Origin of the sequence: Vibrio quintilis, assembly GCF_024529975.1 — a bacterium.
Classification (GTDB): Bacteria; Pseudomonadota; Gammaproteobacteria; order Enterobacterales; family Vibrionaceae; genus Vibrio; species Vibrio quintilis.
The window spans coordinates 2,287,275-2,312,695 of the sequence record NZ_AP024897.1; the positions used below are offsets into that span (position 1 = coordinate 2,287,275).

At 48.8% G+C, this 25,421-nt stretch carries 18 protein-coding genes and 1 riboswitch; of the genes, 3 read left to right on the forward strand and 15 right to left on the reverse strand.

Annotation, left to right across the window (positions count from 1 at the left end; genetic code table 11):
• Positions 1-144 precede the first annotated feature (144 nt).
• From OC443_RS10665 to OC443_RS10690, 6 genes are all read right to left on the reverse strand, one after another.
• Entirely contained in the window at positions 145-1,425 is a 1,281-nt protein-coding gene (locus OC443_RS10665) for an L-cysteine desulfidase family protein (RefSeq protein ID WP_073584027.1), read from the reverse strand.
• Between the two features lie 23 nt (positions 1,426-1,448).
• Positions 1,449-1,829: a Rid family detoxifying hydrolase gene (locus OC443_RS10670; protein WP_073584037.1), complete on the reverse strand. Its 381-nt coding sequence runs from the start codon at positions 1,827-1,829 to the stop codon at positions 1,449-1,451.
• Positions 1,830-2,029: 200 nt separating this feature from the next.
• Positions 2,030-2,806, reverse strand: coding sequence for a phytochelatin synthase family protein (locus OC443_RS10675; protein WP_073584041.1), 777 nt, complete (start codon positions 2,804-2,806; stop codon positions 2,030-2,032).
• Positions 2,807-2,877: 71 nt separating this feature from the next.
• Positions 2,878-4,044, reverse strand: coding sequence for a M20 metallopeptidase family protein (locus tag OC443_RS10680; protein ID WP_262021666.1), 1,167 nt, complete (start codon positions 4,042-4,044; stop codon positions 2,878-2,880).
• A 20-nt stretch (positions 4,045-4,064) separates the two neighbouring features.
• Entirely contained in the window at positions 4,065-5,384 is a 1,320-nt protein-coding gene (locus OC443_RS10685) for an APC family permease (protein WP_073581083.1), read from the reverse strand.
• Between the two features lie 744 nt (positions 5,385-6,128).
• Positions 6,129-8,183: a glycoside hydrolase family 3 protein gene (locus OC443_RS10690; protein WP_073581081.1), complete on the reverse strand. Its 2,055-nt coding sequence runs from the start codon at positions 8,181-8,183 to the stop codon at positions 6,129-6,131.
• A gap of 485 nt (positions 8,184-8,668) precedes the next feature.
• Between OC443_RS10690 and OC443_RS10695 the strand changes: the two genes are divergently transcribed.
• Positions 8,669-9,622, forward strand: coding sequence for an AraC family transcriptional regulator (locus OC443_RS10695; protein ID WP_159440312.1), 954 nt, complete (start codon positions 8,669-8,671; stop codon positions 9,620-9,622).
• A 134-nt stretch (positions 9,623-9,756) separates the two neighbouring features.
• On the opposite strand, the gene ribB is transcribed toward OC443_RS10695, so the two are convergent.
• Both ribB and OC443_RS10705 read right to left on the reverse strand, forming a co-directional pair.
• Complete coding sequence (gene ribB, locus OC443_RS10700; RefSeq protein WP_073581077.1) at positions 9,757-10,413, reverse strand: 3,4-dihydroxy-2-butanone-4-phosphate synthase; 657 nt, start codon at positions 10,411-10,413, stop codon at positions 9,757-9,759.
• 104 nt (positions 10,414-10,517) lie between these two features.
• Positions 10,518-10,682, reverse strand: a riboswitch (FMN riboswitch).
• Positions 10,683-10,791: 109 nt separating this feature from the next.
• Positions 10,792-11,415, reverse strand: coding sequence for a GNAT family N-acetyltransferase (locus tag OC443_RS10705; RefSeq protein WP_234976348.1), 624 nt, complete (start codon positions 11,413-11,415; stop codon positions 10,792-10,794).
• A gap of 53 nt (positions 11,416-11,468) precedes the next feature.
• On the opposite strand from OC443_RS10705, the gene OC443_RS10710 reads away from it, so the two are divergent.
• Positions 11,469-12,275, forward strand: a complete 807-nt coding sequence (locus tag OC443_RS10710; RefSeq protein ID WP_073581075.1) for a PA3715 family protein — start codon at positions 11,469-11,471, stop codon at positions 12,273-12,275.
• A 243-nt stretch (positions 12,276-12,518) separates the two neighbouring features.
• Here the strand turns inward: OC443_RS10710 and OC443_RS10715 are convergent, their stop codons facing one another.
• The 3 genes from OC443_RS10715 to OC443_RS10725 form a co-directional block, all read right to left on the reverse strand.
• Complete coding sequence (locus tag OC443_RS10715; protein ID WP_073581073.1) at positions 12,519-13,859, reverse strand: MATE family efflux transporter; 1,341 nt, start codon at positions 13,857-13,859, stop codon at positions 12,519-12,521.
• A 128-nt stretch (positions 13,860-13,987) separates the two neighbouring features.
• Positions 13,988-15,271 carry a carbohydrate porin gene (locus OC443_RS10720; protein ID WP_073581071.1) on the reverse strand — a complete coding sequence of 428 codons (1,284 nt, stop codon included), beginning with the start codon at positions 15,269-15,271 and terminating at the stop codon, positions 13,988-13,990.
• Between the two features lie 379 nt (positions 15,272-15,650).
• Positions 15,651-17,261, reverse strand: a complete 1,611-nt coding sequence (locus OC443_RS10725; protein WP_073581069.1) for a glycoside hydrolase family 16 protein — start codon at positions 17,259-17,261, stop codon at positions 15,651-15,653.
• Between the two features lie 350 nt (positions 17,262-17,611).
• Here OC443_RS10725 and OC443_RS10730 point away from each other — a divergent pair, with 350 nt between their 5' ends.
• On the forward strand, positions 17,612-18,622 hold the full coding sequence (locus OC443_RS10730; RefSeq protein WP_073581067.1) for a LacI family DNA-binding transcriptional regulator: 1,011 nt from the start codon (positions 17,612-17,614) through the stop codon (positions 18,620-18,622).
• A gap of 282 nt (positions 18,623-18,904) precedes the next feature.
• Here OC443_RS10730 and OC443_RS10735 read toward each other — a convergent pair whose 3' ends face one another.
• From OC443_RS10735 to OC443_RS10750, 4 genes are all read right to left on the reverse strand, one after another.
• Entirely contained in the window at positions 18,905-22,351 is a 3,447-nt protein-coding gene (locus OC443_RS10735) for a hypothetical protein (protein WP_073581065.1), read from the reverse strand.
• Positions 22,352-22,448: 97 nt separating this feature from the next.
• Positions 22,449-23,429, reverse strand: a complete 981-nt coding sequence (locus OC443_RS10740; protein WP_073581063.1) for an ABC transporter ATP-binding protein — start codon at positions 23,427-23,429, stop codon at positions 22,449-22,451.
• Between the two features lie 13 nt (positions 23,430-23,442).
• Positions 23,443-24,432: an ABC transporter ATP-binding protein gene (locus tag OC443_RS10745; protein WP_073581061.1), complete on the reverse strand. Its 990-nt coding sequence runs from the start codon at positions 24,430-24,432 to the stop codon at positions 23,443-23,445.
• Entirely contained in the window at positions 24,429-25,421 is a 993-nt protein-coding gene (locus OC443_RS10750) for an ABC transporter permease (protein ID WP_073581059.1), read from the reverse strand. The genes OC443_RS10745 and OC443_RS10750 overlap by 4 nt, the downstream gene beginning before the upstream one ends.

A 25,421-nucleotide genomic window follows, 5' to 3' on the forward strand; every position in this document is an offset into this window, starting at 1 on the left:
CATGACTAAACTACTGTGAAGCTCAGGAGAAATCAGTTTGGTTTTATCTATATTATTAATAGTTATACCCGAATGTATGTCTATACCCAAACAATCAGAAGATGCAGGATTGTTTGGGTATAATACTTAATGAAAATCCGGCGCTCATGCGGACATAATCTCCAGAATTGTCACATCAGTATCCGCCATACCATGGCTGACCAGTTGCCCGACATTTCTGATCGTTTGCTCAATATCGTGCGCGACAATACCCTGCCCGGCTACGGCTTTATCCTGAATCGCCATCAAAAAAGAACGGACCGCCACATTGGATGCGGTGCACACTTTCAAAGCACAGGAAGACTTCGCGCCATCACACACCATACCTGAGCTGTCACTTAAAACATTCTGTACCGCGTAGCAACACTGCTCAAAAGTCCCGCCACTGAGATAAACCATCGCCATTGACGCCGCAGCGCTGGTCACCGTGTTGCCGCAAAATGCAGATAACGGCGGATAGTGAGACTTGATATAAATCGCGCCGAGATGACTCATTACCAGCGCACGGGCCAGCTTTTCATCATCCGCACCATAATGCTTTGCCACTACAGTCACCGGCACGGTGGCTGCAATTCCCTGATTGCCGCTGCCATAATTACTCATCGCCGGCAATGTCGCCCCGCCCATCCGGGCATCAGAAGCCGCAGAGGCATACATCTGAACCCGGTTATTCAGATCATCAGACAAAATACCGGACTGAATATTTTCATGAATCATTTTACCGACTGCCAGCCCGTAATGGTTGTTAATTCCTTCTTCAGCCAGTGATGTATTCAGCTTCGCCGCATCCAGAATAAAGCAGATATCGGCATAAGCCACTTCCGTGGCAAAGGTATAAATAGTGCGGATATCGATCGCTACATCGCCCACCGTTAAACCATTTGCCGCTTTCTCACCCGCGTCAGCAATAAAAGTCGCCACACCATCGACGGATTTACTGACGATGTTGGTATGACTGCCACTGATAATGACCGATGACTCCACATCATTACAGGTTGCCGTCACCGCACAGTAAATAAATTCATCCGTCTGCGCCTGATGAACAAACACCCGCTCTTCATCAATCAGACGCTGGGCTTTTTCCACATCTTCTGCGGTAATATCCGCCAGCACTTCCAGCCCCTTTTCCGCTTTACCGGCGAGTGCTCCGGTAGCAGATGCGATGTGCAGTCCCGTTCTTCCGGTTCCCGGCACAAAAACGCCCATCGCATTTTTATATAAATTCCCGGAGACATACACATCCAGTCTGTCCGGCGTTCTGCTGTCAAATGCCTGCATGGCGACCGCAGAAGCATAAGCCGCAGAAATAGGTTCAGTGCAGCCAAGCGCCGGTTTTACCGCTTTTCTGATAAGTTCGATAAGTTGTTGATGTGACGTGTTTTTCATAATGTCTCCTGATCCCGTTCTGATCATGCTTTGTGAGCAATGGCTTCCACTTCGACCAGAACGCCCAGTGGCAGGTCTTTTACCGCAAAGCAGCTTCTGGCCGGGCAGTCCGAATGGAAAATCTCCGCATAAACCGCATTAAATGCGGCAAAATCGGCAATATCGGCCAGATAGCAGGTTGTTTTTAAAACGGTTTCAATGGAACCGCCGCCGGCTTCAATCACATGTTTCAGGTTTTCAAGTGACTGCCTGCTCTGGGCGGTAATTCCGCCTTCAGCCACGGCGCCGGTTTCACGGCTCACAGGTAACTGACCCGAGGTAAAAATCAGCTGATCAAATCCTGTTGCATGTGAGTAAGGACCAATCGCTTCCGGTGCTGCCGGTGAATCAATTATTTTTTTCATCGTTTATTCCTGTTGTTTCTGCTCTTTCTGGTTTATTTCCACAAAATCCGGACAATAAAATCCTGTGCGATGCTCAGTCAAATGAGTCGCCTGTTGAAATAAATTGCGTTTTTCTTGCGTTTTTAATTATCGGCCTGACGAAGGGTGTCAGGCCAACATGGATGTCTTATCCGGACGATCCATTCATCTGAAAACAGCTATCAGTTTGTAATCACGGCATAACCGCGATAGGCACTGACATCTTTCGTATTCATGGCATGGATTAACTTATCTGCCTCAACCCAGGCCCAGGGATATTTCGCACTGTTCACATCCAGAATCAGAAATGAATCTGACTTGCTGTCATAAGCCGCAACCGGAGACAGATGGCCGCCACCTTTCTGATCAACAACTTTACGGCTGTAGTTCACCACCAGATAGCTATCTTTTTTATCCAGGGCATGAATCATATCCTGCTTCACGGATGTCACATTCTCCAGCTTCGGCAACTCAACAGTGCGGATATGTACCCCATTTGATTTCACCATGTCAGTAAATTGCGCCAGCTGCAGGCCGTAATCAACAAAATCAAACTCAGCCGTTGGCTTACCCATAATTTCCAGACGACTTTTTGGTGAATGGGTCAAAACCGTTCTCTGGGTATAACGGTGGAAATAAGGCTGCCAGTTATTCTTCGTTGGGAAATAGCCTTTCTCATCGGAGCCGACCAGTGTCGTGTCGTAAGGAATCTCTTTAGCCTGATCCAGTGCTTTGACTTTCAATGCATTCAGCACAATGGTAATGGTCGCAACACCACAAAACACCTTATTTTCCTGTGCTTCGTAGTAGTTTGCCAGCCGGGGAAAATCTGTACGGTGATCCGCACTCATTAAGCGATTCATGCCTTCATCGGTATTAAAATAAACCGGTGCCGCAAATGCATTCATGCAGGTCAGCAGCGTCATTGCCAAAACTGAGTTTTTCATTGTTAATTTCATATGTTCTCTCTTCGATTCAATCCGTAAACGTTGTGTTTGAAATACCTTGCGGTTATTCCTCTGAACCTGACTTATCCGCCCAGACGTTGCCTGACAATATTCACGATAAGGCTGGCGGTATCACGCAGTGATGTGTCGTCAAAATCAAAGGTGGCGGTGTGCAGGTTTGTCCCTTTTGTCCCCACCATAAACCAGCATACGCCTTCAACCTTATCATTAACAAAGAATTGCATATCTTCGCCGCCGGGGGAAGCCGGAACATCAGTCAATACATTGTCCTGACCATAAATTCGTCTGGCACATGCAATCACCGCATCACTGTGTTCGATGGTATTAATCGTTGCCGGGCACAAGACTTCAAACAGCAAATCATAGGTTGCACCGTATTTACGGCAGACTTTTTCAGCGACACTGTGCATCTGTTCTTTCATATAGTCGGCAATATGCGCTTCAAAATAACGCATCGTCCCGGCTGACAGTGCCTGCTGCGGAATCCCGTTCACCGCGGTTCCGCCTTCAATCTTACAGGTGGCGATGATCGCCATCTCATGTTCAATCACCTGAGTGATTTTGTCCCAGCCACTGACGATTTCACACACGACGCTAATCGGATTAATACACTGATGCGGCACCGAGCTGTGGCCGCTTTTCCCGTGGACGGATAACGAGAAACTTTCTCCGCCACCGGTAATTGCACCATATCGCAGCTGCACCGTCCGGTCCTGCAAACGCGGCATATTATGAAAGCCATACAATTCTGAATACGGATGCGCGTCATACAATCCGTCTTTCATCATCGCCTTTGCACCCTGCCCGGTTTCTTCACAAGGCTGAAACAGGACTTTGACGCACCCGGAATACTCATTGTGCAGTGACAGATGCCGGATCGCAGCCAGCATGACGGCCATATGCCCGTCATGCCCACAGGCATGAGCACATCCTTTTCTCTGAGAGGACCACGCCGCGCCGGAGTCATCATTCATCGGCAGTGCATCCATATCACAACGAAATGCGATCGTTTTACCCGTGCCGGTACCGCACAGCGTGACTACCAGCCCGGTCACACCATAACCGGTGTCATAAGTCACATCCCATGAATCCAGTAAATCTGTCAGATACTTTTGCGTCCGGTACAGATCAAAGCGCAGCTCAGGAATCTGATGTAACTCCCGGCGCCATCTGATGGCATCTTCCACTAACGATTCATCAATCGTGTCATGCTTTATTGATGTAATCATAACGATTTATCTCCCGAAAATTATGCGCTGACTTCTTTTATCTGCTTTGCTTTCTTCTGCGCCATCAGGAAGAAAGGTGAAATCAGTGCCATAAAACCTAAACCAACGAAAATCTTCACCGGCGGCTGGTCTGCAAGCAGATACAGACAAATACCAACCGCGATCACCGGCATCAGCCAGCCAAACGGTGCTTTAAACGACGCCTGAGCCTGTGCATCGCCGGCAAAACGTTTGCGGAACACCAGCACACTCAAACAGGTGGGAATATACTGAACAAAGCGGGCCACAACTGACAACATTGCAAGCTGGGCAAATGAACCACTCAGTGCAATCGGCACGGTGACCAGACAGGACGCCAGGATCGCCACCACAGGCACGCCATGACAGTTTTTTCTGCCAAAAAATGCCGGGACCATCTGGTCATCCGCCAGAGGCAGCAGTGCCCGCGGAATATGAAATGAAGCAGCCACATTAATCCCGCCGATTGAAATGATCGAGCCGATAGTGATCAGCCAGTAACCGAAGTCGCCGGAAACCACCCGCGCCGCATCAGCTAACGGTGTACCGGACTTGGCAACGGATTCACCTAATACACCCACGGTCACAGCCATAACCAGTGCATAAAACATCATGACAATGCCCAGAGAAATGCAGATTGCCCGCGGCAGATTCTTTTTCGGATTCTCCATATCTTCCGCAGCTGTACCAAATGTTTCAAAACCAGTAAAAGAATAGAAGGCAAGTACCAGCGCAGATGTGAGGGTTTCAGGACTCAGGGAATAATCTGCCTGAACAGCATGGCCGGGCATGATATTTTCCGGATGAATATACCAGACACCGACAACAATCAGGAAAGCCAGCGGCAGCATTTTCGCCACGGTAGAAAGATTGTTAACTATTTTTGCAGCATTGACACCAGAAAGGTTCAACACAGTCAGCAAGACAATAATGCCGATGATCACCCCGTAACAAAGCAAGGTATTGTCCGTAAAACCAAACGTACCGGACAGTATGTTTTTAAAAGCCACCGCCATCACAGCCCAGGCGATACACTGCATAAACCATTTCAGAAAGCCGACTTCAAAACCGGCAAATTTACCAAATGCTTCTTTGGTATACACATAAGCGGCTCCGTTTTTACTGAAGTAACCAGCCGCCTCAGCAAAACACAGGGCGATGGTTGCCACTAAAGCACCGGTGATAAACACAATCGCCACCGACCAGTCACCGGCAAATTTATAAAGAGAGGCCGGAAGCAAAAATATCCCGGAACCAATAATTGAGTTAAAACCAAGCAGGACAATCGACCAAAGGCCGAATTTTTTTTGTTTTTCTGTCATTATTATAACCTTCCACTGTAGGGGTCCGGATTCTTTCCGCTGAATTCATACCGGAAAGATGAATTCAGCGGTACCGGATGAGTCTTATTATTTTTAATGTTCATATTCAGTAAGCCGGAGCATCAGAAGGACTATTTTTATTGTTTTCAGTGCGGTTTCTGATCCTGTTTTCCGACGAATCTGTTGACAAGCATACCCCTAAAAAAGAAGAAAAAAATCATATAATTTACTCATAAAGCCTCATAAACCAGAAATAATTACTATAGATAACATTATTTGTAGAAATTATTTTTCCGTCATGATCCACAACAAAATAATGTTGGGAAAAATGCAGGGAAATATGGTGCATCTCACAAATCTGCAGATAGAAAATCACAGATATTTCAGCTGGTTATACCCAAACCAACTGAAGGTGCAGGTTGCCTGGGTATACATATCAGTCAGAAAATAAAATGGGGGTCAGAAGGAGAAAGGCAGGTTCAAATGAAAAGAAGATACCGGCGAAAGAAGGTCATGCTGACCCTGAAAGCCGGGAAAGAAGCGGGTTTCAGTCTGTCGCCGGCGTCTGATGATTAATGAGCAAAATATATTCTGCCGGGGGGGCCGGATAAGACTATCCGGGAGCATGCAATCATCATCAGCCGCAGTAAGACTGAAACCCTTTTAGCTGACAAAGCGAAAAGAATGTCGTCGCTGACAGGCCCGGATAACCTGACGATACCGATGCTCCGGGCCGTTGTCTCTTTAGTCGGTTGTCTCTGTCTCTGTGGTATAACTCAACCCGAACCCATAAGCATAGAGCGGGTCAGCCGAATCATGGGGAACATCTTCATCCTGCGCCAGCACCGCATCCCAGCTGGATGGCAGTTCGAACGGTAAATGCCCCTTTGGTTTTATCTTGCCGGTCAGGACATCGAACATCGCGCTGTCCAGTGCACCAAAGTTTGCCACAATTGCATTCGCCTTCGGCTCAACGGCTGTCAGGATCGCCGGACGGTCAAGGTAAACAGACAGCACCAGCGGAATTCCGGCATCAACCACCTTCTGAATCGCCGCCAGATCATCACTGCCGGTATAAACCCCGTCATGATTTTCGGACTGAACCAGATTCGCCTCATCAGCAAAACCAAGCTGACCAAAGTGAACCGTGCCAAACGGATAATGCGGATCGGTCTCGTAAGGCGTGTTCACCCGCATAATCGCCAGATCCGCATCCGCCGGGTCATCAACCACTTCGAATCCATAAGACGCAGCAACAGTTGCATTACTTTGGTACAGATAAACCTTAGGATAAGTTTGTGCACTGACCGGCAGCAGGTCAGACTGATTTTTCAACAGCACATGTGAAGTACTCTGCACCTGTTTTGCGGCCGACTGAAACTCATCATTCCCGACCAGCGCAACGGCCGCATCAACATCCACATAAGGATTTTCAAATAAACCCAGGTCAAATTTCTGCACCAGAATCCGGGTCACAGCCGCATCAATTTGCGCTTGTGTCACCAGTCCGGCCGATTCTGCACTGAGCAGATAAGACGAATCATCCACGCCGCCAAACTGATCAATACCGGCATTCACGGCTTTGGCATAGCGCTGGGCAATCGTCAGATCTTCAACACCCCACGACATACCGATAGGTACCGTCCAGACACTCACGCCCTGTTCAACTTCTTCATCGGTCAGTCCGCTGATACATTTATCGCCGCAATCATTGACGATCGCCCAGTCACTTAACACCACGCCTTTAAACTGATAAGTCCCGCGCAGCAATGTGGTCAGAATCTGTTGATTAAAACCAAAACCAACCTCTTCGATGGATTCATTGTTATAAGTCACATCCATCGGCTGACCGTAATAAGGCATCACCGCAGCAACATTTGCATCAAATGCCCCTTCAAACGGAATCAGGTGATAGCCGAAATTATTGCCCGGATAAACCTGCTCTTTCCCCCACTGGTTATGGGCATCGAGACCATTTTTCTGCGGCCCGCCTCCGGCGAAGTGTTTGACCACTGTGATCACTGAATCTTTCGTCAGTCCGTCATCACCATCCTGGAACCCTTCGATATAGGCTTTGACCAGGTTTTTAGCCACATAATTATCTTCACCAAATGTGCCTGAAACCCGTCCCCAACGCGGTTCGGTCGCCAGATCGGCCTGAGGTGACAGTGCTTCCTGAACCCCGACAGCCCGGTATTCCTGACGGGCAATCTGTGCAAAATTTCTAACCACAGCAGCATCATTCAGTGCCGCAAATCCAAGTAATTCCGGCCATTGAGAAAAACTGCCGGCCGCTACAGAAGTTGCATTCGGATCATTGGTGAAGTGATTACGGGGGTCAGTACTGACAGTCACCGGAATCCCCAGCCCGATCGCCTCCACTTTTGCCTGCAGAGCGTTATTGTCTGTCGCAATGTATTGCGGATCCCCGGACATCCGGGTAATAAAGGTATTCACATAACGATTCAGCACATCCGACATGCTGTCTAAATCCACCCGGCCATCACTGTCTAAGGTCAATGTCCCGTGCATCATCAGGCCGGCCTTTTGTGCCAGTGACATTCTGGAAAGCAAATCCGCTGCCCGCGTTTCACTGTCTAAACGCCAGTCTTCATAAGGATTCAGGGTATTATCCTGATTCAGATCTTTAAACTGATAATCATCAACACTCAACAAGACTGCACTTCTGTGCCCCAGCTCAGGCTGGGTATACGTCGTCTCAGAATCAGAACCACACCCGGCCAGTATCGCCGACAGTGCAGCAGCCACTGCTGTGACTGTTAATTTATTGTTTTTCATAGGAACTCCAGAGGTAAAAATGAGGATAAATCTTTTTGATTGATTTGTTTTTTATTTACTTTACCAACCGGCGGACAGAATGTTTTACCCGATAAAGACTAAAAATTATCAGATTGTTGCACGATGGGATAAGTGTGAAACCATTCAAATTATTAATCAATGACCTGTTAAATATTTGTATTAGTCATCACGGCTCACAGAATCAATATAAATATTATTTATGATGAATGACTTTTATTTTATACCCAGGCAACCTGAAGATGCATGATTCAGCGTACAGCCGAAAGGTACAGTTCAAGGAAAGGGGATGCAGGAATGTCCCTGCTTTTCAAATTCACCTGACGCAGAAATAAACCTTTCAGCTCACGCCCTGCAGGTGAGTTAGTTTAGGTAATATTCACCGGAGTAATTGTGTGAAAACTGTCTCCAGCCCGCTGGTATCCTCTATCTGGATGAAGATCCGAACAAAAATAGAGGAGAAACAAATGATAAAAGCAACCGGAATTCATCAAAAAGAATTATGTGGATCCGGGGGAAGAATTGATCAGTATCGTTACCAGAAACTTTTACAGCTAATTGATTATTATGATTTTCCTATTTATTTACCTGAACAGGGAATTATCGGGGAAATCTATGAAGGATTTTCGGATATCACCAATGTTTTTCTCAACTCACCCTCCCTCTATCAGGCGTTGCAGTCATTTATTCATTACCGGCCCTGTATCGGAGAACCCGATTATATCGGACTGACGACAGACGAATATTATTTAACCATTCAGTATCATTCCGAATTTAATCAATCTATCGGTTTGCGCTCCGCTGTTTATAACTTCAATATTATTGATGCAATTATTCATTACTATTCACCAGATTCAGCCTCATGCTGTGAGATGATATTAGATGGTCAAATCACAGAAGATATCATTAATGATATTTCAGATGCTTTTCACTGCACCATCAAAACCGGTCATGAGAATATTTACCGGATCCCGGTCAGGATGCTTCATTGCCCGGCCAGCCATTATAATCCGGTACTGCAGCCTTATTTATCAGAAAAGGCAGAACGGTGTTTACAGGAAATACCTTCCACACAGGTGTATTCATCTCAGATCCGCTCCCTGATTCTTCGCTATCTCCAGCTTTCTCCGGAACGGCATCCCGGATATGGCAGCTTACAGCAGTGGATTTGTGAGCAATCGAATATCAGTCGCTGGACACTCACCCGCCGTTTACAACAGGAAGGCACCACACTGACACAGTTATATTCCGAGTTACGCTGTAACGAAGCGTGCCGGCTGCTGCAAAAGGACACACACTCCCTGCTGGACATCAGCCAAAGCCTGGGGTTTGTCAACCAGAGTGCATTTCAGCGCTTTTTCCGCGAGCAGATGGATTGCACGCCGTTGAAATACCGCAAACTTTATACCCAAGCAACCTGAAGATACAGGGGTGTTTGGGTATATCTGCGGTGAACAGCATCAACATTGTAATGGTTCAATGATTGTGATCTAAAAAAACAGCGCCATCATATGGGCGCTGTTTTTTGACTCACTGAGTGAGGAGTCTCCGCTCATCAGGCAGATTTCTGATGATGGTGCGTCAGGTATAATACGATATCTTCAATCGTCAGTACCGGCATCTGATGCGTTTTGGCAAATGCCACAATTTCCGGTGTTTTCGCCATCGTTCCATCCGGATTTGTCAGTTCACATAACAACCCCGCAGGCTGAAGTCCTGCCAGCTTCATCAGATCAATCGTTCCTTCGGTATGTCCTCTGCGCGTCATCACGCCTCCGGTTCTTGCCCGCAACGGGAATACATGACCAGGACGCGCCAGATCAGACGGTTTGGCCTGCGGATGAATCGCGGTTTTCACCGTGGTCACCCGATCCTGTGCGGATACACCGGTGGTAACCCCCTGCTTCGCTTCAATCGTCACGGTAAAAGCGGTTTGATTCGCACTGTTATTATTTTCTGTCATAGGGGGCAGTTCCAGCTGATCTGCGCGCTCTTCTGTCAGACACAGGCACACAATGCCACTACATTCACGGATCATCACCGCCATTTGTTCCGGCGTAATATGCTCTGCTGAATAAATGATATCTCCTTCATTTTCCCGGTCTTCGTCATCGAGCAATAACACGCCCTGACCTGCCTGCAAAGCAGACAACGCATTTTCGACACGGGTAACAGGATCGCCAAATCCGGCGAGTAAAGAAATCTGATTCATGGTTTACTCCAGTTATTTTTATGACCAGAATCAGGGCAAATCGTGAGGGATAAAAACAAACATGCATCAGACGCAAAACCGATCGAAACCGGCGTCTGGTGTGCTTCAATTCTCTCTCATCCGGACTCTGACCGTCGGCTCTGGCATCTCACCAGATCTGCTGACCCCGGAAAACCGGGCGCTCGCGGGCTCATTCCTGGTTTGCAACACAAACCGTCTGTCGGGAACATACCGCCGGTGGGGAATTTCGCCCCGCCCTGAGAATTTTTAATTCAATATACCCGGCAACCTGAAGATGCGGGCGCAGGAAAACTAATACAATTACCGCAGGTAAACAAGGATCTATATCATAATTGGTAAGATTGCCGGCCGAAGCGGTCAGTTTTCCAGCACATACAAAAAGAAATCCGTCAGCGGATGCTTTGGATTCGGACGTAAATATGTCCAGCCGGATTTCTCATAAAAACTCAGCGCCCGCTGATTAATGCGGCTGACCGACAGCATCACCTGTTTGCATCCGGCCTGTGACAGCGTCTCAAAGATAAATTGCTGTAACTGACCGGCCAGTCCTGTGCCGCGGAATGCCGGCGTCAGATAAATCAGGTTCACGTAACCGGTCTCCGGTTGCGGAGAAAAGTTGCGAAATTCCAGCTGTCCGGCGATCTCTCCGTTGACCCGGACATGATAATAATACCACTCAGGCTGCGTCAGTCTTTCACGCATTCGCGCCTGATAACCACAAAGAAATGTCTCAAACCCTTCATCAGAGCCAAAACTACACAGATAAGCATCACGGCGGGCTGCGACACAACAGGCAAAATCACGGTCTGGATCAATTGGTTTCATTTCAGCTTTCACGGCTATTTCCTTGTTCTCCGGGTCTGAGTCTGTCCGGGGTTTGAACAATATCCCCACCATCAGACCTATACGGGCCTGCGAGCCGTCCATCCGGATTCCGGAGTTCAGACACGCTAAAATTATTGTTTTCTTCTGGTTCATCATTTATCTTCCGCATGAATTGCTCCCGGCTGATAACAGATACCGCAGGAAAATAAATGAAATTTCTACTGACATTTTTACTATTGTTCTCCGCTTTAATACAAGCAGAAAGTTATTGCGACGAGGGTGTTTCGGAGACATTGATGACAGCCTACCCACAGGCAAAGCCGGATCAGTACGGAGAAAACTTAACATTGCATGACAAACGTCACGGTCGCATCGCTCTGAATGACAGAATGACGCAGTGTAAAATCTGGCCGGCACATCCGGAACTGGCAATCATTGTCGTGAAAACCGACATTGAATTCGATCCGGAAATATCCGGAGAAGCCACAAATGCCGATCTGGAACTCTTTATCACATCGGTCAAAAACAAGCGCATTCTTGCCCATTACACAAAAGCCGGCGCATTGTCTTCAGACGCGTTCTATGTGTCGCAGATCAAGCTGGACACCGCCAGATATCAGCTAAATCCGGCAACGACAGCTTTTGGTGTCCGGGTCACAAGAAACGGCTCATCTTCCGTTTATCCATTCAATACCGAAGTTCTCAATCTGTACACTTACCGGCAACATCAGATCACCAAAGTCATGGATAACCTGCAAACCAAAAGCTACAGCGGTGTCAATGAGGGTCAGTGTAACAGCGAATTCAGTACAGAAAAAAGCATCATCCTGATCGGGAAGGAGACGCATCAGAGCGGTTTTGCATCATTAACGGTGAAGACAACCCGGCAGGACTTCGCTGATACAATGGATGAAGGCGCATGTGTGCAAACCAAACAAAAAACCCAGAAGGATAAACATGTCATCCATTTCAGTCACGGGGCTTATCAGGTACCAAAGAACATCTCCGGGCTGTAATGTCTCTCACGAATCTGACCGGCAAAGAATCAGTGGTGCCTGACATACAGCACCACTCAGGTCCGGCGTCACTGTCCGGCTGACACCGGGGTAAACAAGAACATCAAAGAGAATCATCCCGGAGAATGTACCCACCTTTCAATTTCTCTTGACGCAAAAATGCGTGACTAACGCCATGTCACCGTCAATGTGCCAATGTTCTCCGCCAGATATAACAACAGGCAGGAGAAGAAAGCAACCCGGTTAAAACCGGGCACTTTTCATCCACGCCTTTGAACGCCAGCGAAACATCATAATGAATCCCCGGATGATTTCATCGGCAGACATACCAATCCAGGCACCGGGAACACCCAGCCCCAGAAAAATCCCCAGCAACCAGGCGAGAAACACACCGTTTCCCCACATGCTGAAAATACCAATTTTAACCGGGAATTTGATATCTCCGGCGCCTTTCAGGCCGGAAATAAAAATCAGATTAAACACCCGACCCGCTTCAAGAAAGACGGAGATCAGCAATAAACTGCCGGTTAACTGCAAAATTCCCGGATCATGGGTAAAGAGTGACAGCAGCGGCTCCCTGAACAGATACACCGACCATGTGACAATCATCGACACCAGAAACCCTGCTGCAAAATATAGCTGTACCTTTTTCAGAATCACTTCGGAGCGGCCCTGTCCGACATAATAACCGGTTTGAATCTGGGCAGCCTGCCCCAGTGCCAGAGAAAAAGCAAAAGAGAAACGGGCAATATTCTGGGCATAGGTAAAAGCTGCCAGAGAGGATGTCCCCATTTGCACCACAAAATAAGTAATGCAGATTTGTGCCAGATTATAGGAAAGAATCTCCCCGGCATTCATACCGCCAATGCGCAATATGCGGGCATAAATGGCTTTGGGAATGGTTCTGAATCCCGGTAAAGGCAGCGGGATGTCACTACGGGCCACAATGTAGCAGAGGATCAGCGTCGCAATGACCTGACTGATCACCGTAGCGACTGCCACGCCCTGAACACCGTAAACCGGCAGACCGAAAGGCTGATACAGGGCAATATAGTTACCAATCACATTACAAATGCCGCTGATAAAATTCACCACCATCGGTGAACGGGAATAACCGTGGCTGCGCAGAATCGTTGTCAGCACAATACTGATGGTCAGGTTGAAAGTCATCGCACCGGTGATCAACAGATATTCTGACGCATACTGCGCCACCTGCGCTTCCATCCCGTAATACGGCAGAAGCCAGATTGTTCCGGCCACGGCAAGCAGGCTCAGAAAGGCACCAATCACAAACGACAGCATCACGCTCGCCACGCCTGCCTGAGAAGACTCCAGTGACCGCCCGGCACCATTATATTGCGAGATCAGAATCCCGGTACCACTGCTGACAAATGCTGAAATAATAATCAGAAAGAACGTCAGCTGAGTGATCACACCAACCGCAGATACCGCCTTGTCCGAATAGCTGCTCAGCATAAACACATCACTGGTGCCCAGTGCGGTCCGGAGCAGAACTTCTGCAAATATCGGCCATGTCAGTGCCACGATGGACATCCGTTGATTGAGTGCCTGATTTTGTGTCATTGCTTACCCTGAATAAAAATTGCACTGCGCCAACCGGGGGGGTGTTGACACAGTGCAAAGCAGTGAATGATGTTATTTCCCGGATCCGCCGTAACCAGGCTTCTCCGGGCTTGCTCAGGCCAGCGGGTTTACCACCACATATCAGCCTGAATACCGACCAGTAAATCCGCTTTATCCCGCGCAGAGCCATCCAGATAAGTGGCCAGGAAGCGAATTTCCGGTGCCGGTCCAAAGCCTGTCGGCACGACAATCGTCGGTGCAACCGTCAGCTTGTAGTTGGTTGCGTGATCACCAGAGCCACTGGCATCTTCCCATTTGTTGTACTGATAACCTGCTTCAGTGACGATAGAAAAGTTTTGCGAAACCGGGAACGTTGGTCTGACCATTGCAGAGAACCAGCTGTCTTTGCCGCCGCTGTCCAGATCATTATACTGACCCTCAATGGCGTGGAAAACGCTGACACCGTTCTCAAAGAAATACCCTCCCCAGACCAGCGCGCGGGCCGATACGTCACCACTTTCAACTTTCTTCATGTTAGACGGCCCTTCAAGTGCACCGTTCCCCGGTTTCCAGGCATTATATGTTGTCAGCGTGCCGCCCAGAAGCTGCCCGGATCCCAGTCCTTTGCCGATCTGACCGATGTATTTGGTGAAGCCTTTCTCCGATAAGCCAAAGAATTCATCCGTATGCACGATAGCCGTCATTTCAATACCATTATCGGCATACTTTGTTCCGTCGACATAATTATCCGGCAAATATTTCCCCATTGCATGAAGCTCGACCCCGCCTAAATCGACACCCACATGAACGGCGTGCATCGGATTGTTGGCATTGGTTGCCCAGAAATCACCTTCCGCATCATCACTGGCAACATAAGCGAAATCCCATTTATAGTCACCCAGTTCGATGCCTTCAACCCCGACACCGGTGCCTGACATATCGGTATAGAAAAAATCCGTCATGAAAATGTAGTTATCTTTACCGTAAAACCGCGTTCCGCCCCAGAGTGTACCGGTTTCGGTTACACCATCAAATTCAACAAAGGTTTCCACCATCCCGATATCGCCATTCGCAGCATCCGCATTCTCACCCAGCTGGTTAACCCCGGCAGATTTGGCATTATCAGCACCGGCCCGGGTTTTAATCCGGATTTTCTGCCCGTTATCGTTTTCAAAATTTTTCTGCAGGGCCAGTTCAAAATGGCTGTCCGACTCAATTCCCAGGCGGCCTAACCGCTCTTTTGAAGCCGGAAATTTGGAGCGCTTAAAATCATCATTTTTGCTGTAAAGCCCAAGCGCACGAAAATAGCCGTGAAATTCAAACCCGTCAGATTTTTCCGCATAAACCGCTGGCGCTGCAGACAGACCCGCCGCAGCGGCCAGACATGCGATGGTAAGCTTAGAAAGTTTCATATTAACTCCATGTTCCACGTTGTTGAGCTTTCCTAAAAAGAAAGCGCTTTCTTTTATAGTTAATAAAAAGACTAAGCAGGCATTCCCCAGGAATAACAAAAAAGGAACGATTGAACCATAATTACGGCATAAACCGGCCTGCTTAGTACAAAATGAGTATAAAATAATCTAACACAATAAAACCGTGATCGACACCCATTGAGAAAGCGCTTTCTTGTGCGCGTGTCACATTTTGAGTGATTTGTCATTATTCAACTGGTTTTATTTCTCCTTTACCAGACCCAGGCAACCTGAAGATTCATGCATGTCATCGTCAAGCCATCTGCCAGATAACAGACCAACGCTGATTAAAGCGCTTTCTTTTTCAAACGCCTCCGCTTTACTTCTGAAAACGAATATTATCCAGTTTCAGGGTCATTGCACCACCAACCGGCTCAAATACCAGCAGGTTCTTTATCGCCGCCGGATCGGCCTGGTTCCCGGCAACATACCGGTTCGTATTCGCAAACAGGGTTTTCAGCGGAATACGGACTTCCTGCCACTGCCCCACAGGTGGTAAAGGCACATTCATGTCACTGGTTTTCGGCCAGCCGCTGTCTGTTTTGATCAGCAATTCTGCCTGCTTATCCGCCGACTCAATGTTGAGGTCAAAAATCAGCTCTCCCTGACTCAGCCAGGCGGTCAGATCCGTGACCGGAGCACGAAAATAGAGATTTCCGGCCCCGTTTTGCTTGATCAGCTGCAATACTTTTCCGTGCCCTTTTTCCTCAACTTCCTGATAACTCACCAGCTTCACCGGGTTATAGCTGCCATAAGCCAGCGCCGGATTTAACTGCTCTGAAAAAATGTTGAGTTCCGGACCATCTGCATAGCTGTCATCCTGCACCAGAATCGCCGGTGGCTGGTGTCCTTCAGGATGAATCGCCTGATCACCGCGGGTTGCACAGCCTTTGCCTTTCCAGCGATCGACTGAACAGCGGTAAACCTTCACATAATCCACCAACAGTGTCTGCGGAAACACAGTGGCATCGATGCCTTTATCATTGGCATTCGCCGCCCATGAACCGCCCACCGCCAGATTCATCAGCAAATGAAACTTTTGATTAAATGGTGCTGCACCTTTGGCATTAACCAGCTCACCATTGCTTTTGTACTGGCTGTACCAGCCATCCTGTGTCTGGGTTGCGTAGTGAATGTTATCGACATACCAGCGGATTTCGCCTTCTTCCCATTCAATCGCATAAGTATGGAACCCATCAGCCGGGCTGATCCCGCCAGGCAATGACACGCCCTGACCGGTATAAACATTGTCCGGCCATGCTTTTCCGTAGTGCAGCGATCCGTAGATCCGGTTTTCCGGTGTTCCTGACTTTGCGCCCGCAGCATCAGATTGTGTTTTCAGATTCACCGCTTCCATCATGTCGATCTCACCGGAAGCAGCCCAGGTGCCGTATTGATTCTTTGACGGCAGCATCCAGAAAGCCGGCCAGGTGCCCTGCCCCTGTGGCAGTTTCGCGCGGATTTCAAACCGGCCATACTTTTGCTCACGCTTCCCCAGGCTGCGCAGCCGTGCCGACGTATAAGGCAGGGTTTTATCTGAGGCAGATTTGCCTTCCGCATCACCGGGCCCGGTAAAGTTTTCTTTTCTCGCGACAATGTGCAGATAGCCATCTTGCACAAACGCATTCTTTTTGCTGCGGGTATAACACTGCTGTTCGTCATTACCACCTCCCCAACAGTTTTCCTGCAGGCTCCAGTTACGGCGGTTGATTGAATGGCCGTCAAAGCTGTCTTCCCACACCAGTTGCCATGTCGCGGCAGGTGCTTTCGGGTGATTCACCAGCGTGACCGGATGTTTGCTTTGGGTAAAATCCGTCCCGTGATTATCATTGATTTGTTTATCCCCGACCCCGTGGCTACAGCCACCGGTTAAAGCTATCGTCACCAGTGAGCCGAGCAGATTTCGCATTGAACCGTGTTTATTCTGCATTTTTTTCCCTTATCGCTTTTGAAAGCGCTTTCTTTTCAAAATAAGAATATTTACATCCTGAACAAAAGTGATGACAATTATTCCCCTGATGAGTAAGTCAATAACATGCTAAATGAAAAGAAACCTGTATTTACAGGTAATCAGCATCTATTCTATGCAGAAATACATCGGCAAAATGTGACCACTGTTTTCTTGCAAGCGCTTTCTTCATATCTGGATCACATTCCATTAAGCAAAATTTGATTAAATTAGCATGATGTCTGAAACCGGCTGAAATCAGGCAGGCAAAACATCTTAACCAGAGTATTCAGCGACTTATCTCTGTGAAACATCAGCAGGAGGGAGTTTCATTGATCACCATTAAAGAAGTATCAGAACTGGCAAAAGTATCCCAGTCAACCGTATCCAGAGCACTGAACGGACATCCGACCGTCAAAGAAGCCAACCGGAAGAAAGTGTTCGATGCGATTGAACAGCTGGGTTATAAACCCAATGCATTTGCGCAGGCACTCGCTTCCAGCCGATCCAACAGTATTGGCATGCTGGTTGGGTCACTCGATGGTCCGTTTTATGGCCCGTTAATGCACCATGCGGAAAACACGGTTCGCCAGAACAACGTACATCTGATTGTCACCAGTGGTCAGGAATCACACACCAAAGAAGTCGACTCGATTAATTTTCTGCAATCCAAACAAGTGGATGGATTAATTCTTCACTCAGATACCCTGTCCGATGATGAGCTGATTGAGGTCGTTAAAGCGCAGGACACCACGATCGTACTGAACCGCTTCATTCCGGAAATCGCTGACCATTGCATTTATATTGACAATGAACTGGGCGGCTATCTGGCAACCCGGCATTTACTGGACAACGGTCATCAGAAAGTTGCCTGTATCACCGGTCAGCTGAGCAAGTGTGACAGCCGCGATCGTCTGCAGGGCTACCGCAATGCACTCAGTGAATCCGGTATCAGTTTTGATGCCAACCTGATTGTGGAAGGCCGGTTCGATCATCAGGGGAATCATGAAGTTGCCCGCCGTTTACTGGACAGAGACCCGGATATCACCGCTATCTTCTGTCAGAACGATAACATCGCGCTGGCTGTTTACGACGTGGCCGCAGAGCGGGATTTGCTCATCGGTGAAGACATTTCAGTGGTCGGTTTTGATAACGACACTCACAGCCAGCACATTCGTCCCAGACTCACCACTGTGAACTTCCCTGTGGAAGAAATGGGCAGCGAAGCGGCCAAAGGCGTCCTGGCACTGGTCAATAAGAAAGAGATGCTCTTTACCCACAAACTCACTCCCGAGCTTGTTATCAGAGAATCAGTCAAAGCAACACTTCCTGAGTCAGTTTAAACCCATCCTCCCTTCAGCCATTCACCGCTTTGAAGTCATCAAAAGCACTGAAAAGTACCAATAAAACAGCAAAAAAAAGGCCCCACAATGTGGGGCCAGGGTACTGACGTTGTTATATTAATATGAAAATATCAAGGTTGTTTTACGTCTTATGATTCACAAGACAGCGCCTGAAAACTTAGTCAAAAAAAGCACCGCCTTATCAACCACACTTACCGAAGTATTCACCCAAAACAGATCACTGTCATGGCAGCGACCTGTTAAAACAGCAACTCAGGCACACTATCTGATGATGATCGATTCAGGCACAGTGACAACCACCTTACTGATCTCATCTTTGCGTTCAAAAATACTGGCACTCATATCGGTAGAAAGCGTCAGCGAATCATACAGTACTGTCGTTTCATCCCTGAGTGTCAGTGTGATTGCGCCGCTCTGCTCCTGTGTCAGCTGATAAATAAATGGCACCTGGCAGAACGTAAAGGCCAGTTGCCCGGCTTCCAGCACATAGCTTTGCTGCTCTCCGGATAAGTTCAGACAGGTGAACAGGGAAGACTGGCTGAGAAACTCACCGGCTTTGAGCAATGTCGGGGAAACCGAAATGCGGCCTGAATTCACCATGAGCCCCAGCTCGCCGAAGCGGGTCAGAATCTCTTCTTTTACCTGACCGGTCATCCCCGGTTGCTGGGCACCGGCGTGTTTCGGCGTGTGAGAATACGGGTCGGTCGGGAATGCACCGTATTCATCCGGTGTTTTATTAAAACCAATCCCTTCACGCACCTGATAGTAATAGCTGGCAAGGCGCCCCGTCGCTTCACTCTCCGGATCAAGCTGCCACGCAACCTGATAATTTTCCTGCACCGCTAACAGCAGTTTGGAAACCATGTGCCAGTAAATACAACCTAACCCTTCGTAGCCAAACATGGTGCCGGAACGGCCGGTAAACGCTTTATGGTGGAACACTGACTCATACAGCACCTCCAGTTGTTTCCAGGCAAACTCAGGCTGCTCCGGATAATCAGTCCGGACACGCTCAACCGCTTCCCGCAGCGATGCGATATTCTCGAATTCAGGATGGAAATGATAAATCCCGGCCTGATCCCGCTGCACAATCCGCCGGTCATTTTGTTCTGCCATAATGGCAACCAGCGGATGCTCCGCCACGGCTTCTGCCGGAATCCGGTTTTTCTCAAGGAATGAGCTGAGGTCTCTGTCCGGATACAGCATAAAGCTGTGCTGATCTTCCCGGTACATGTCACTGCAAAACAGATGATCAAGCAGGCTGACCGCCTGATCCGGCGACAGTACGCCGGAACTTAACACCGCAACCTGCCCTTCCAGCATGGGGTAAAGCTCATCAACGGTTAAGCTTTCACTGCTGTAAGACAGAATGTTATACGCATTATACAGGCCATCCTGACGCTGATTGGTTTGAATCGACGCATCCAGCACGACCCGGCTCTGTTCCAGCAGCTTTTTAAACACCGCTGTTTCCACCACGGTTTTACCGGAGAAACCATTCAGGTGGTACACCCGCTCTCTGTAATCAGCTGCGGCTTTTTCCAGCTGTGTCAGAATCGCTTTTCTCGTTTGGCGGTTAACCGTTCCCTGCCGGATCTCTTGCCCGGCATCGCTCAGAATCCGGGTAATATTCAGCGCCCATTCCAGGACTTCTTTGGAAATGGAGATGGTTGATGGCATATCCTCCATCAGTTTCTGCATAAAGCTGACATAACGGCGGAGATAATACAGTGTCACCATCGACAAACCATTGCCGACAATCGCATTGTTGGCGTCATTCCACTCAGGACGTTGTGTATTGAGCCAGATACCGCCATCGAGTACCAGATTGCTTAATTTAGCCAGCAACGGCACCAGCATTTTTTCGGTCAGGTTGACCAGATACACATCGCCATTGCCCTGCAGAATCAGGCGGCCGTCACTGCCCAGCTGCTGTACCCGCTGTTCGATCCGCTGTTGCAATGCATGATTGAAGGACACCGTATCTTTCGGATTTTCAAACAGTTTCTCAACCGGACACAGCTCATACGGCACATTGGCATAACTGAAAATATCCTGAGACATCAGTTGCACCAGCTCGTCATACTGATATTTGTCTGCCAGTTCAAAAAACTTGAGCAGATAGATAATCTGATGATCGCCCCAATAGCCGATATTGCTCCACGGGTCTTCCGGGTCAAGCAGTTCCCAGTCAACGCCTTCTTTGGTAATCCGGTAAGGGTTATAGCCATCCATGGTGGATGCATTCACAAACTTCGCCAGAAACGAGAAAATAAATCCCGGATAGCTGAGCGCCAGCGCTTCCCAGTTCTGGAAAATATCCCGCCAGTTGCCCTGATAAGAAAGCAACCTCTCGCCATTCTCATCTTTGAGTTTAATTTCATAATGGTTCCACGGACGACTCGGGTCACCATGTCTGCGGCCAAAGGTTAACGGCAGATACTCATAGCCCAGACGGATCATCTGCGCATCATCCAGCTGCTTCACTTCACTCATTAAATCAGCGTGGGTGAAAGAATCCGGCATGACCGCAAAAAAATCGGTATATTTTTCGGCAAGGGACCGGTTGGTTTTGCTGATCGTCGAGACCAGATCCTGCTTCTCAATTTCATAGTTATTTTCGAAAATGCCGCCCCGCATTGAGTTAAACAAGACATTCGCATAATGATGGACGTGCGTATTTTCGTCAGCGGTCATTTGCCACGCATCCCCGCCGGACATCAGATCGATCAGCTCTTTCTGATTTTGGGCAATGCTGCTTTCTATCTCAGCGGCCAGACCAGCCGGGTTCGACACCAGCGCTTTCATCCGGGTGATGTCACTGTGGCTCTTATCGATATCTGCCACAATCATCCAGGACTTGCTCTGCCCCGCCGGTAACAGACCGGTTTTACAGATCAAATAACTGCCCCGGACACCCCGGGTCAGTGATTCTTCCGTCAATACCCTGCGATGACGGAACCCGTTCACCTGCGCACTGGAGAGCAGAATCTGCCGCGGCTCGTCATCCACACTAAACACTGTGGTTGCCAGCAAAGATTCTGCCGGCTCAGCCCGGTCACTCAGTTTGGCATACATGCTGTACAGCGCCAGTGAAGACCCGGCAAGTTTCTCATTCCACTTATACGCATCAACCAGTGCGCTGCGGGTTTGCAACGCAGCCAGCGGTGCACCGGATGGCAGAATATTCTGAATACCGTCAAGCACTTCAGTCTCCCGGTCCGCACCGGATAAATCCGTCATTTCGCTCTGACGCACAAAGCCAAAAGCTTCACTGGTATTCCAGCTGTAACGGAACCGCATACCAAGGGTATGGTTGATTTCTTCAAACAGAATCTTATCGCCCAGCGAGCTTTTATACAGATTACGCGTGACCACATACAGGTGATCATGATGCGGGTTGAATGGTTCCCACATCCGCCAGGCGTCATTGTCTTTGACCCAGATGATAGTTTTTGAACCGGTGTTCCCGGCACTTTCATGAATGTGATCCACCGATTTATACGGGAAAAGCGCATTCTCCGGCCGGATACGGCCCGCAGATAAACTGCCGGCAGATGAAATAAATAACCAGTGATCACTTGAAGAAACCACACTGATGAAAAAAGGCGCCATTTGATCGACATTGGCGATCTGATAATAGCGTTCCCCTTTTAATTCAACGAACTTCCCTTCTGTTTTCGAATTCATTTGATGCTCAAAATTCATAATTTGATTCCCGGCTAAAGAAATGCTCTCTGTAACATCTTACCAAGAAAGCGCTTTCTTTATACTGTTTTTTTAAAACTTAATTCGCCGTCACCCCTCAAAGGTGGTGGCAACGCGCATAATGATTTTCACCAATCTGAGTTGGTTCAGGCAGTGACTGAGCACAGGCTTGTGTCGCTTTCAGGCACCGCGGCGCAAACGGACATCCCACACTGTCGGGCTTCCACAGCGGAATTTCTCCTTTTTTCGCCAGCAGCTCTCTTTTCCCGGCGTTGCCGACCTCCGGAACCGCAGATAAAAGCAGCTGCGAATAAGGATGCTGCGGATTCTGTGTCACGTTATCGCTGTCGCCCCATTCCACCATGTGACCGACATACATCACCGCTGTTTTTTCAGCAAAATAACGGGCCGTTGCGATATCGTGCGTGATATACATAAATGAAATGCCATAGTTATCTTTCAGATCCGTCATCAGGTTCAGAATCCCCAACCGCACGGACACATCAAGCATCGAAATCGGCTCATCGGCCAGAATGACTTCCGGATCGACCGCAATCGCACGGGCAATTGCCACCCGCTGACGCTGTCCGCCACTCAGTTCATGGGGATATTTTTCTGCCGTCTCTTTGGCCGGAGATAACCCGACCAGTTCAAGTAATTCATACACCAGCCGGTGAATCGAATCTTTCTTCGCCCGTTTGTGGATGAGCAAAGGTCTGGCGATATGGTGATAAATGGTATGCACCGGATTCAGGGAGCCGAACGGATCCTGAAATATCATCTGCACCTGTCGGGCATATTCCAGTGACCCGTGCTGTTTGATAAAGTCCGACACTGGCTGGCCTTTAAAGGTAATCTCACCCGCCGTCTCATCGTAAATCCGGGTCAGTATCCTGGCGCCGGTACTTTTACCGGAACCGGACTCACCGACAATTGCCAGTGCTTCCCCTTTGCGCAGCTCAAAAGACACATCGTTGACGGCCCGCATCAGGTTTGCTTTCAGTGACTGCCCCAGCGGAAAATCTTTGACCAGATTGTTGACTGATAAAATCACTTCAGGTTGGTTGTCTGTGTTCATGATTTCCTCCTGTTTACACCAAATGACAAGAAACCAGATTGCCGTTCGCAACTTGCCTGAGCACCGGTTCTTTTTGTTGACAGGCAGCGTCACACACACCACACCTTTCCCGGAAATTACAGCCCTGCGGGATATTGAGCAGATTGACCGGATTCCCCGGAATTCCAAACAACTTCTCTTTCGGCCCGTGAATGGTTGGGAAAGAAGAAATCAGCCCTTTGGTATACGGATGCTGCGGATCACCAAACACATTGCGGGCCTCACCAATTTCAATCAGATTCCCGGCATACATCACACCAATCCGGTCAGCAATTTCACCCATCAGGCTCAGATCATGGCTGATAAAAAGAATCGAAAAGCCGAACCGGCTCTTCAGTTCGTAAAGCTCATTGAGGATTTCCCGTTCCACCACCACATCCAGTGCTGTGGTCGGCTCATCCATAATGATCAGTTTGGGTTCCAGCGCCAACGCCACCGCAATCACCACCCGCTGTCTCATCCCGCCGCTTAACTGATGCGGAAAACTGCTCAGCCGGTCAGCATGAATACCGACAACTTTCAGCAACTCAGCCGCCCGCTCAGCCGCCTGGCGGTAGGTAACTTTCTTATGGGCAAGAATCACATCTGTGAGTTGCTCACCAATGGTAATCACCGGATTTAATGAATTCATCGCACTCTGAAACACCACGGAAACTTCATTCCAGCGAAAGTTTCTCAGTTGTCTTTGATTCATTTTGAGCACATCGGTGCCTTTATAAAGAATCTCACCTTCTGAAATCAGGGCCGGTGCTTTATGCAGGCGTGAAATAGCAAAAGCCAGAGTACTTTTTCCGCAACCGGATTCTCCGGCAATTCCCAGTGTTTCGCCGGGAGCAATGGAAAGACTGACATCGTTGACCGCACGGGCCACCCCGTTAGGAGACACATAATCAACACACAGATGACGAATATCTAACAGGCTGCCTGTAGCGGATAAATGATTAGTATCAGATAAATGACTCATCTCAGCCCCCGCCGTTTGTCTGCTTCTCTTTTGAGTTTGTGCCACAGTTTCATATGCGGCCCGGTACGCAACTTCGGATTACTGACCTGATCAATCGACATATTAATCAATGCCAGTGCGCCGCCGGTCATTGCCAGCGCCAGCGCAGGCACCAGCATTTCCCACCATGCGCCGGTGTATAAAGAGGAAGAAGTCTGCGCCCAGTACAGCATGGAACCCCAGCTGACTTCAGTCGCATCACCCAGACCAAGGATACCCAGCCCGGCTTCCGCCCCCATGGCGTAAATCACCGTCCCCAGAAAGCCACCAAACACGATCGAAATCAGATTGGGTAAGATTTCGACCAGAATAATCCGGGGTTTCGATTCCCCCATCACTTCAGCTGAAATGATGAACTCTTTGTGGCGGATCGCCATGGTCTGGGAGCGAATCACCCGCGCGCCCCAGGGCCAGGAGGTGACCCCGAGCAAGAGGGTGATCACCAGCGAGCCGACCTGCCCCAGAAATGCCGCCAGTACAATCAGCAGCGGCAATTGCGGAAACACCAGAAAAACGTTGGTTAAAAAGTTCAGCCGCTCATCAGTTTTTCCGCCGAAATAGCCGGAAGACACCCCGATGATCACCGCCAGAGTCATGGCAATGATCCCGGCTGAAATCGCCACGGTCAGGGATTTTCTTGCGCCGTAGAGCACCTGACTGTACACATCACGTCCGCTACGGGTTGTGCCCAGCACATATTCTGCGTTCGGCGCCACATGGGGGCGGGCCACACGCTTTTCCGGATTGTGCGTGGCTAAAACCGGCGCAAACAGCGCACCAAACAGAATGATCGTTAACAACAGGCCACCGATAATGGCCGGAGGATTGCCATAGAAGAAGGCATAAATTTTAGAAAACGCCTGCTTTATTTTTTTCCGGGAAAAACGCGGCTCAGCAGCCCACGATTCTGCAGGTCCGGACGATTGATCTGAATTCATGAAATTGTCCAT

What these genes read in the sequence shown, in the direction of transcription:
- OC443_RS10665 (WP_073584027.1), bottom strand. Translation starts at nt 1,425, where the DNA reads ATGAAAAACACGTCACATCAACAACTTATCGAACTTATCAGAAAAGCG.
- OC443_RS10670 (WP_073584037.1), bottom strand. Translation starts at nt 1,829, where the DNA reads ATGAAAAAAATAATTGATTCACCGGCAGCACCGGAAGCGATTGGTCCT.
- OC443_RS10675 (WP_073584041.1), bottom strand. Translation starts at nt 2,806, where the DNA reads ATGAAATTAACAATGAAAAACTCAGTTTTGGCAATGACGCTGCTGACC.
- OC443_RS10680 (WP_262021666.1), bottom strand. Translation starts at nt 4,044, where the DNA reads ATGATTACATCAATAAAGCATGACACGATTGATGAATCGTTAGTGGAA.
- OC443_RS10685 (WP_073581083.1), bottom strand. Translation starts at nt 5,384, where the DNA reads ATGACAGAAAAACAAAAAAAATTCGGCCTTTGGTCGATTGTCCTGCTT.
- OC443_RS10690 (WP_073581081.1), bottom strand. Translation starts at nt 8,183, where the DNA reads ATGAAAAACAATAAATTAACAGTCACAGCAGTGGCTGCTGCACTGTCG.
- OC443_RS10695 (WP_159440312.1), top strand. Translation starts at nt 8,669, where the DNA reads ATGATAAAAGCAACCGGAATTCATCAAAAAGAATTATGTGGATCCGGG.
- ribB (WP_073581077.1), bottom strand. Translation starts at nt 10,413, where the DNA reads ATGAATCAGATTTCTTTACTCGCCGGATTTGGCGATCCTGTTACCCGT.
- OC443_RS10705 (WP_234976348.1), bottom strand. Translation starts at nt 11,415, where the DNA reads ATGATGAACCAGAAGAAAACAATAATTTTAGCGTGTCTGAACTCCGGA.
- OC443_RS10710 (WP_073581075.1), top strand. Translation starts at nt 11,469, where the DNA reads ATGAAATTTCTACTGACATTTTTACTATTGTTCTCCGCTTTAATACAA.
- OC443_RS10715 (WP_073581073.1), bottom strand. Translation starts at nt 13,859, where the DNA reads ATGACACAAAATCAGGCACTCAATCAACGGATGTCCATCGTGGCACTG.
- OC443_RS10720 (WP_073581071.1), bottom strand. Translation starts at nt 15,271, where the DNA reads ATGAAACTTTCTAAGCTTACCATCGCATGTCTGGCCGCTGCGGCGGGT.
- OC443_RS10725 (WP_073581069.1), bottom strand. Translation starts at nt 17,261, where the DNA reads ATGCAGAATAAACACGGTTCAATGCGAAATCTGCTCGGCTCACTGGTG.
- OC443_RS10735 (WP_073581065.1), bottom strand. Translation starts at nt 22,351, where the DNA reads ATGAATTTTGAGCATCAAATGAATTCGAAAACAGAAGGGAAGTTCGTT.
- OC443_RS10740 (WP_073581063.1), bottom strand. Translation starts at nt 23,429, where the DNA reads ATGAACACAGACAACCAACCTGAAGTGATTTTATCAGTCAACAATCTG.
- OC443_RS10745 (WP_073581061.1), bottom strand. Translation starts at nt 24,432, where the DNA reads ATGAGTCATTTATCTGATACTAATCATTTATCCGCTACAGGCAGCCTG.
- OC443_RS10750 (WP_073581059.1), bottom strand. Translation starts at nt 25,421, where the DNA reads ATGGACAATTTCATGAATTCAGATCAATCGTCCGGACCTGCAGAATCG.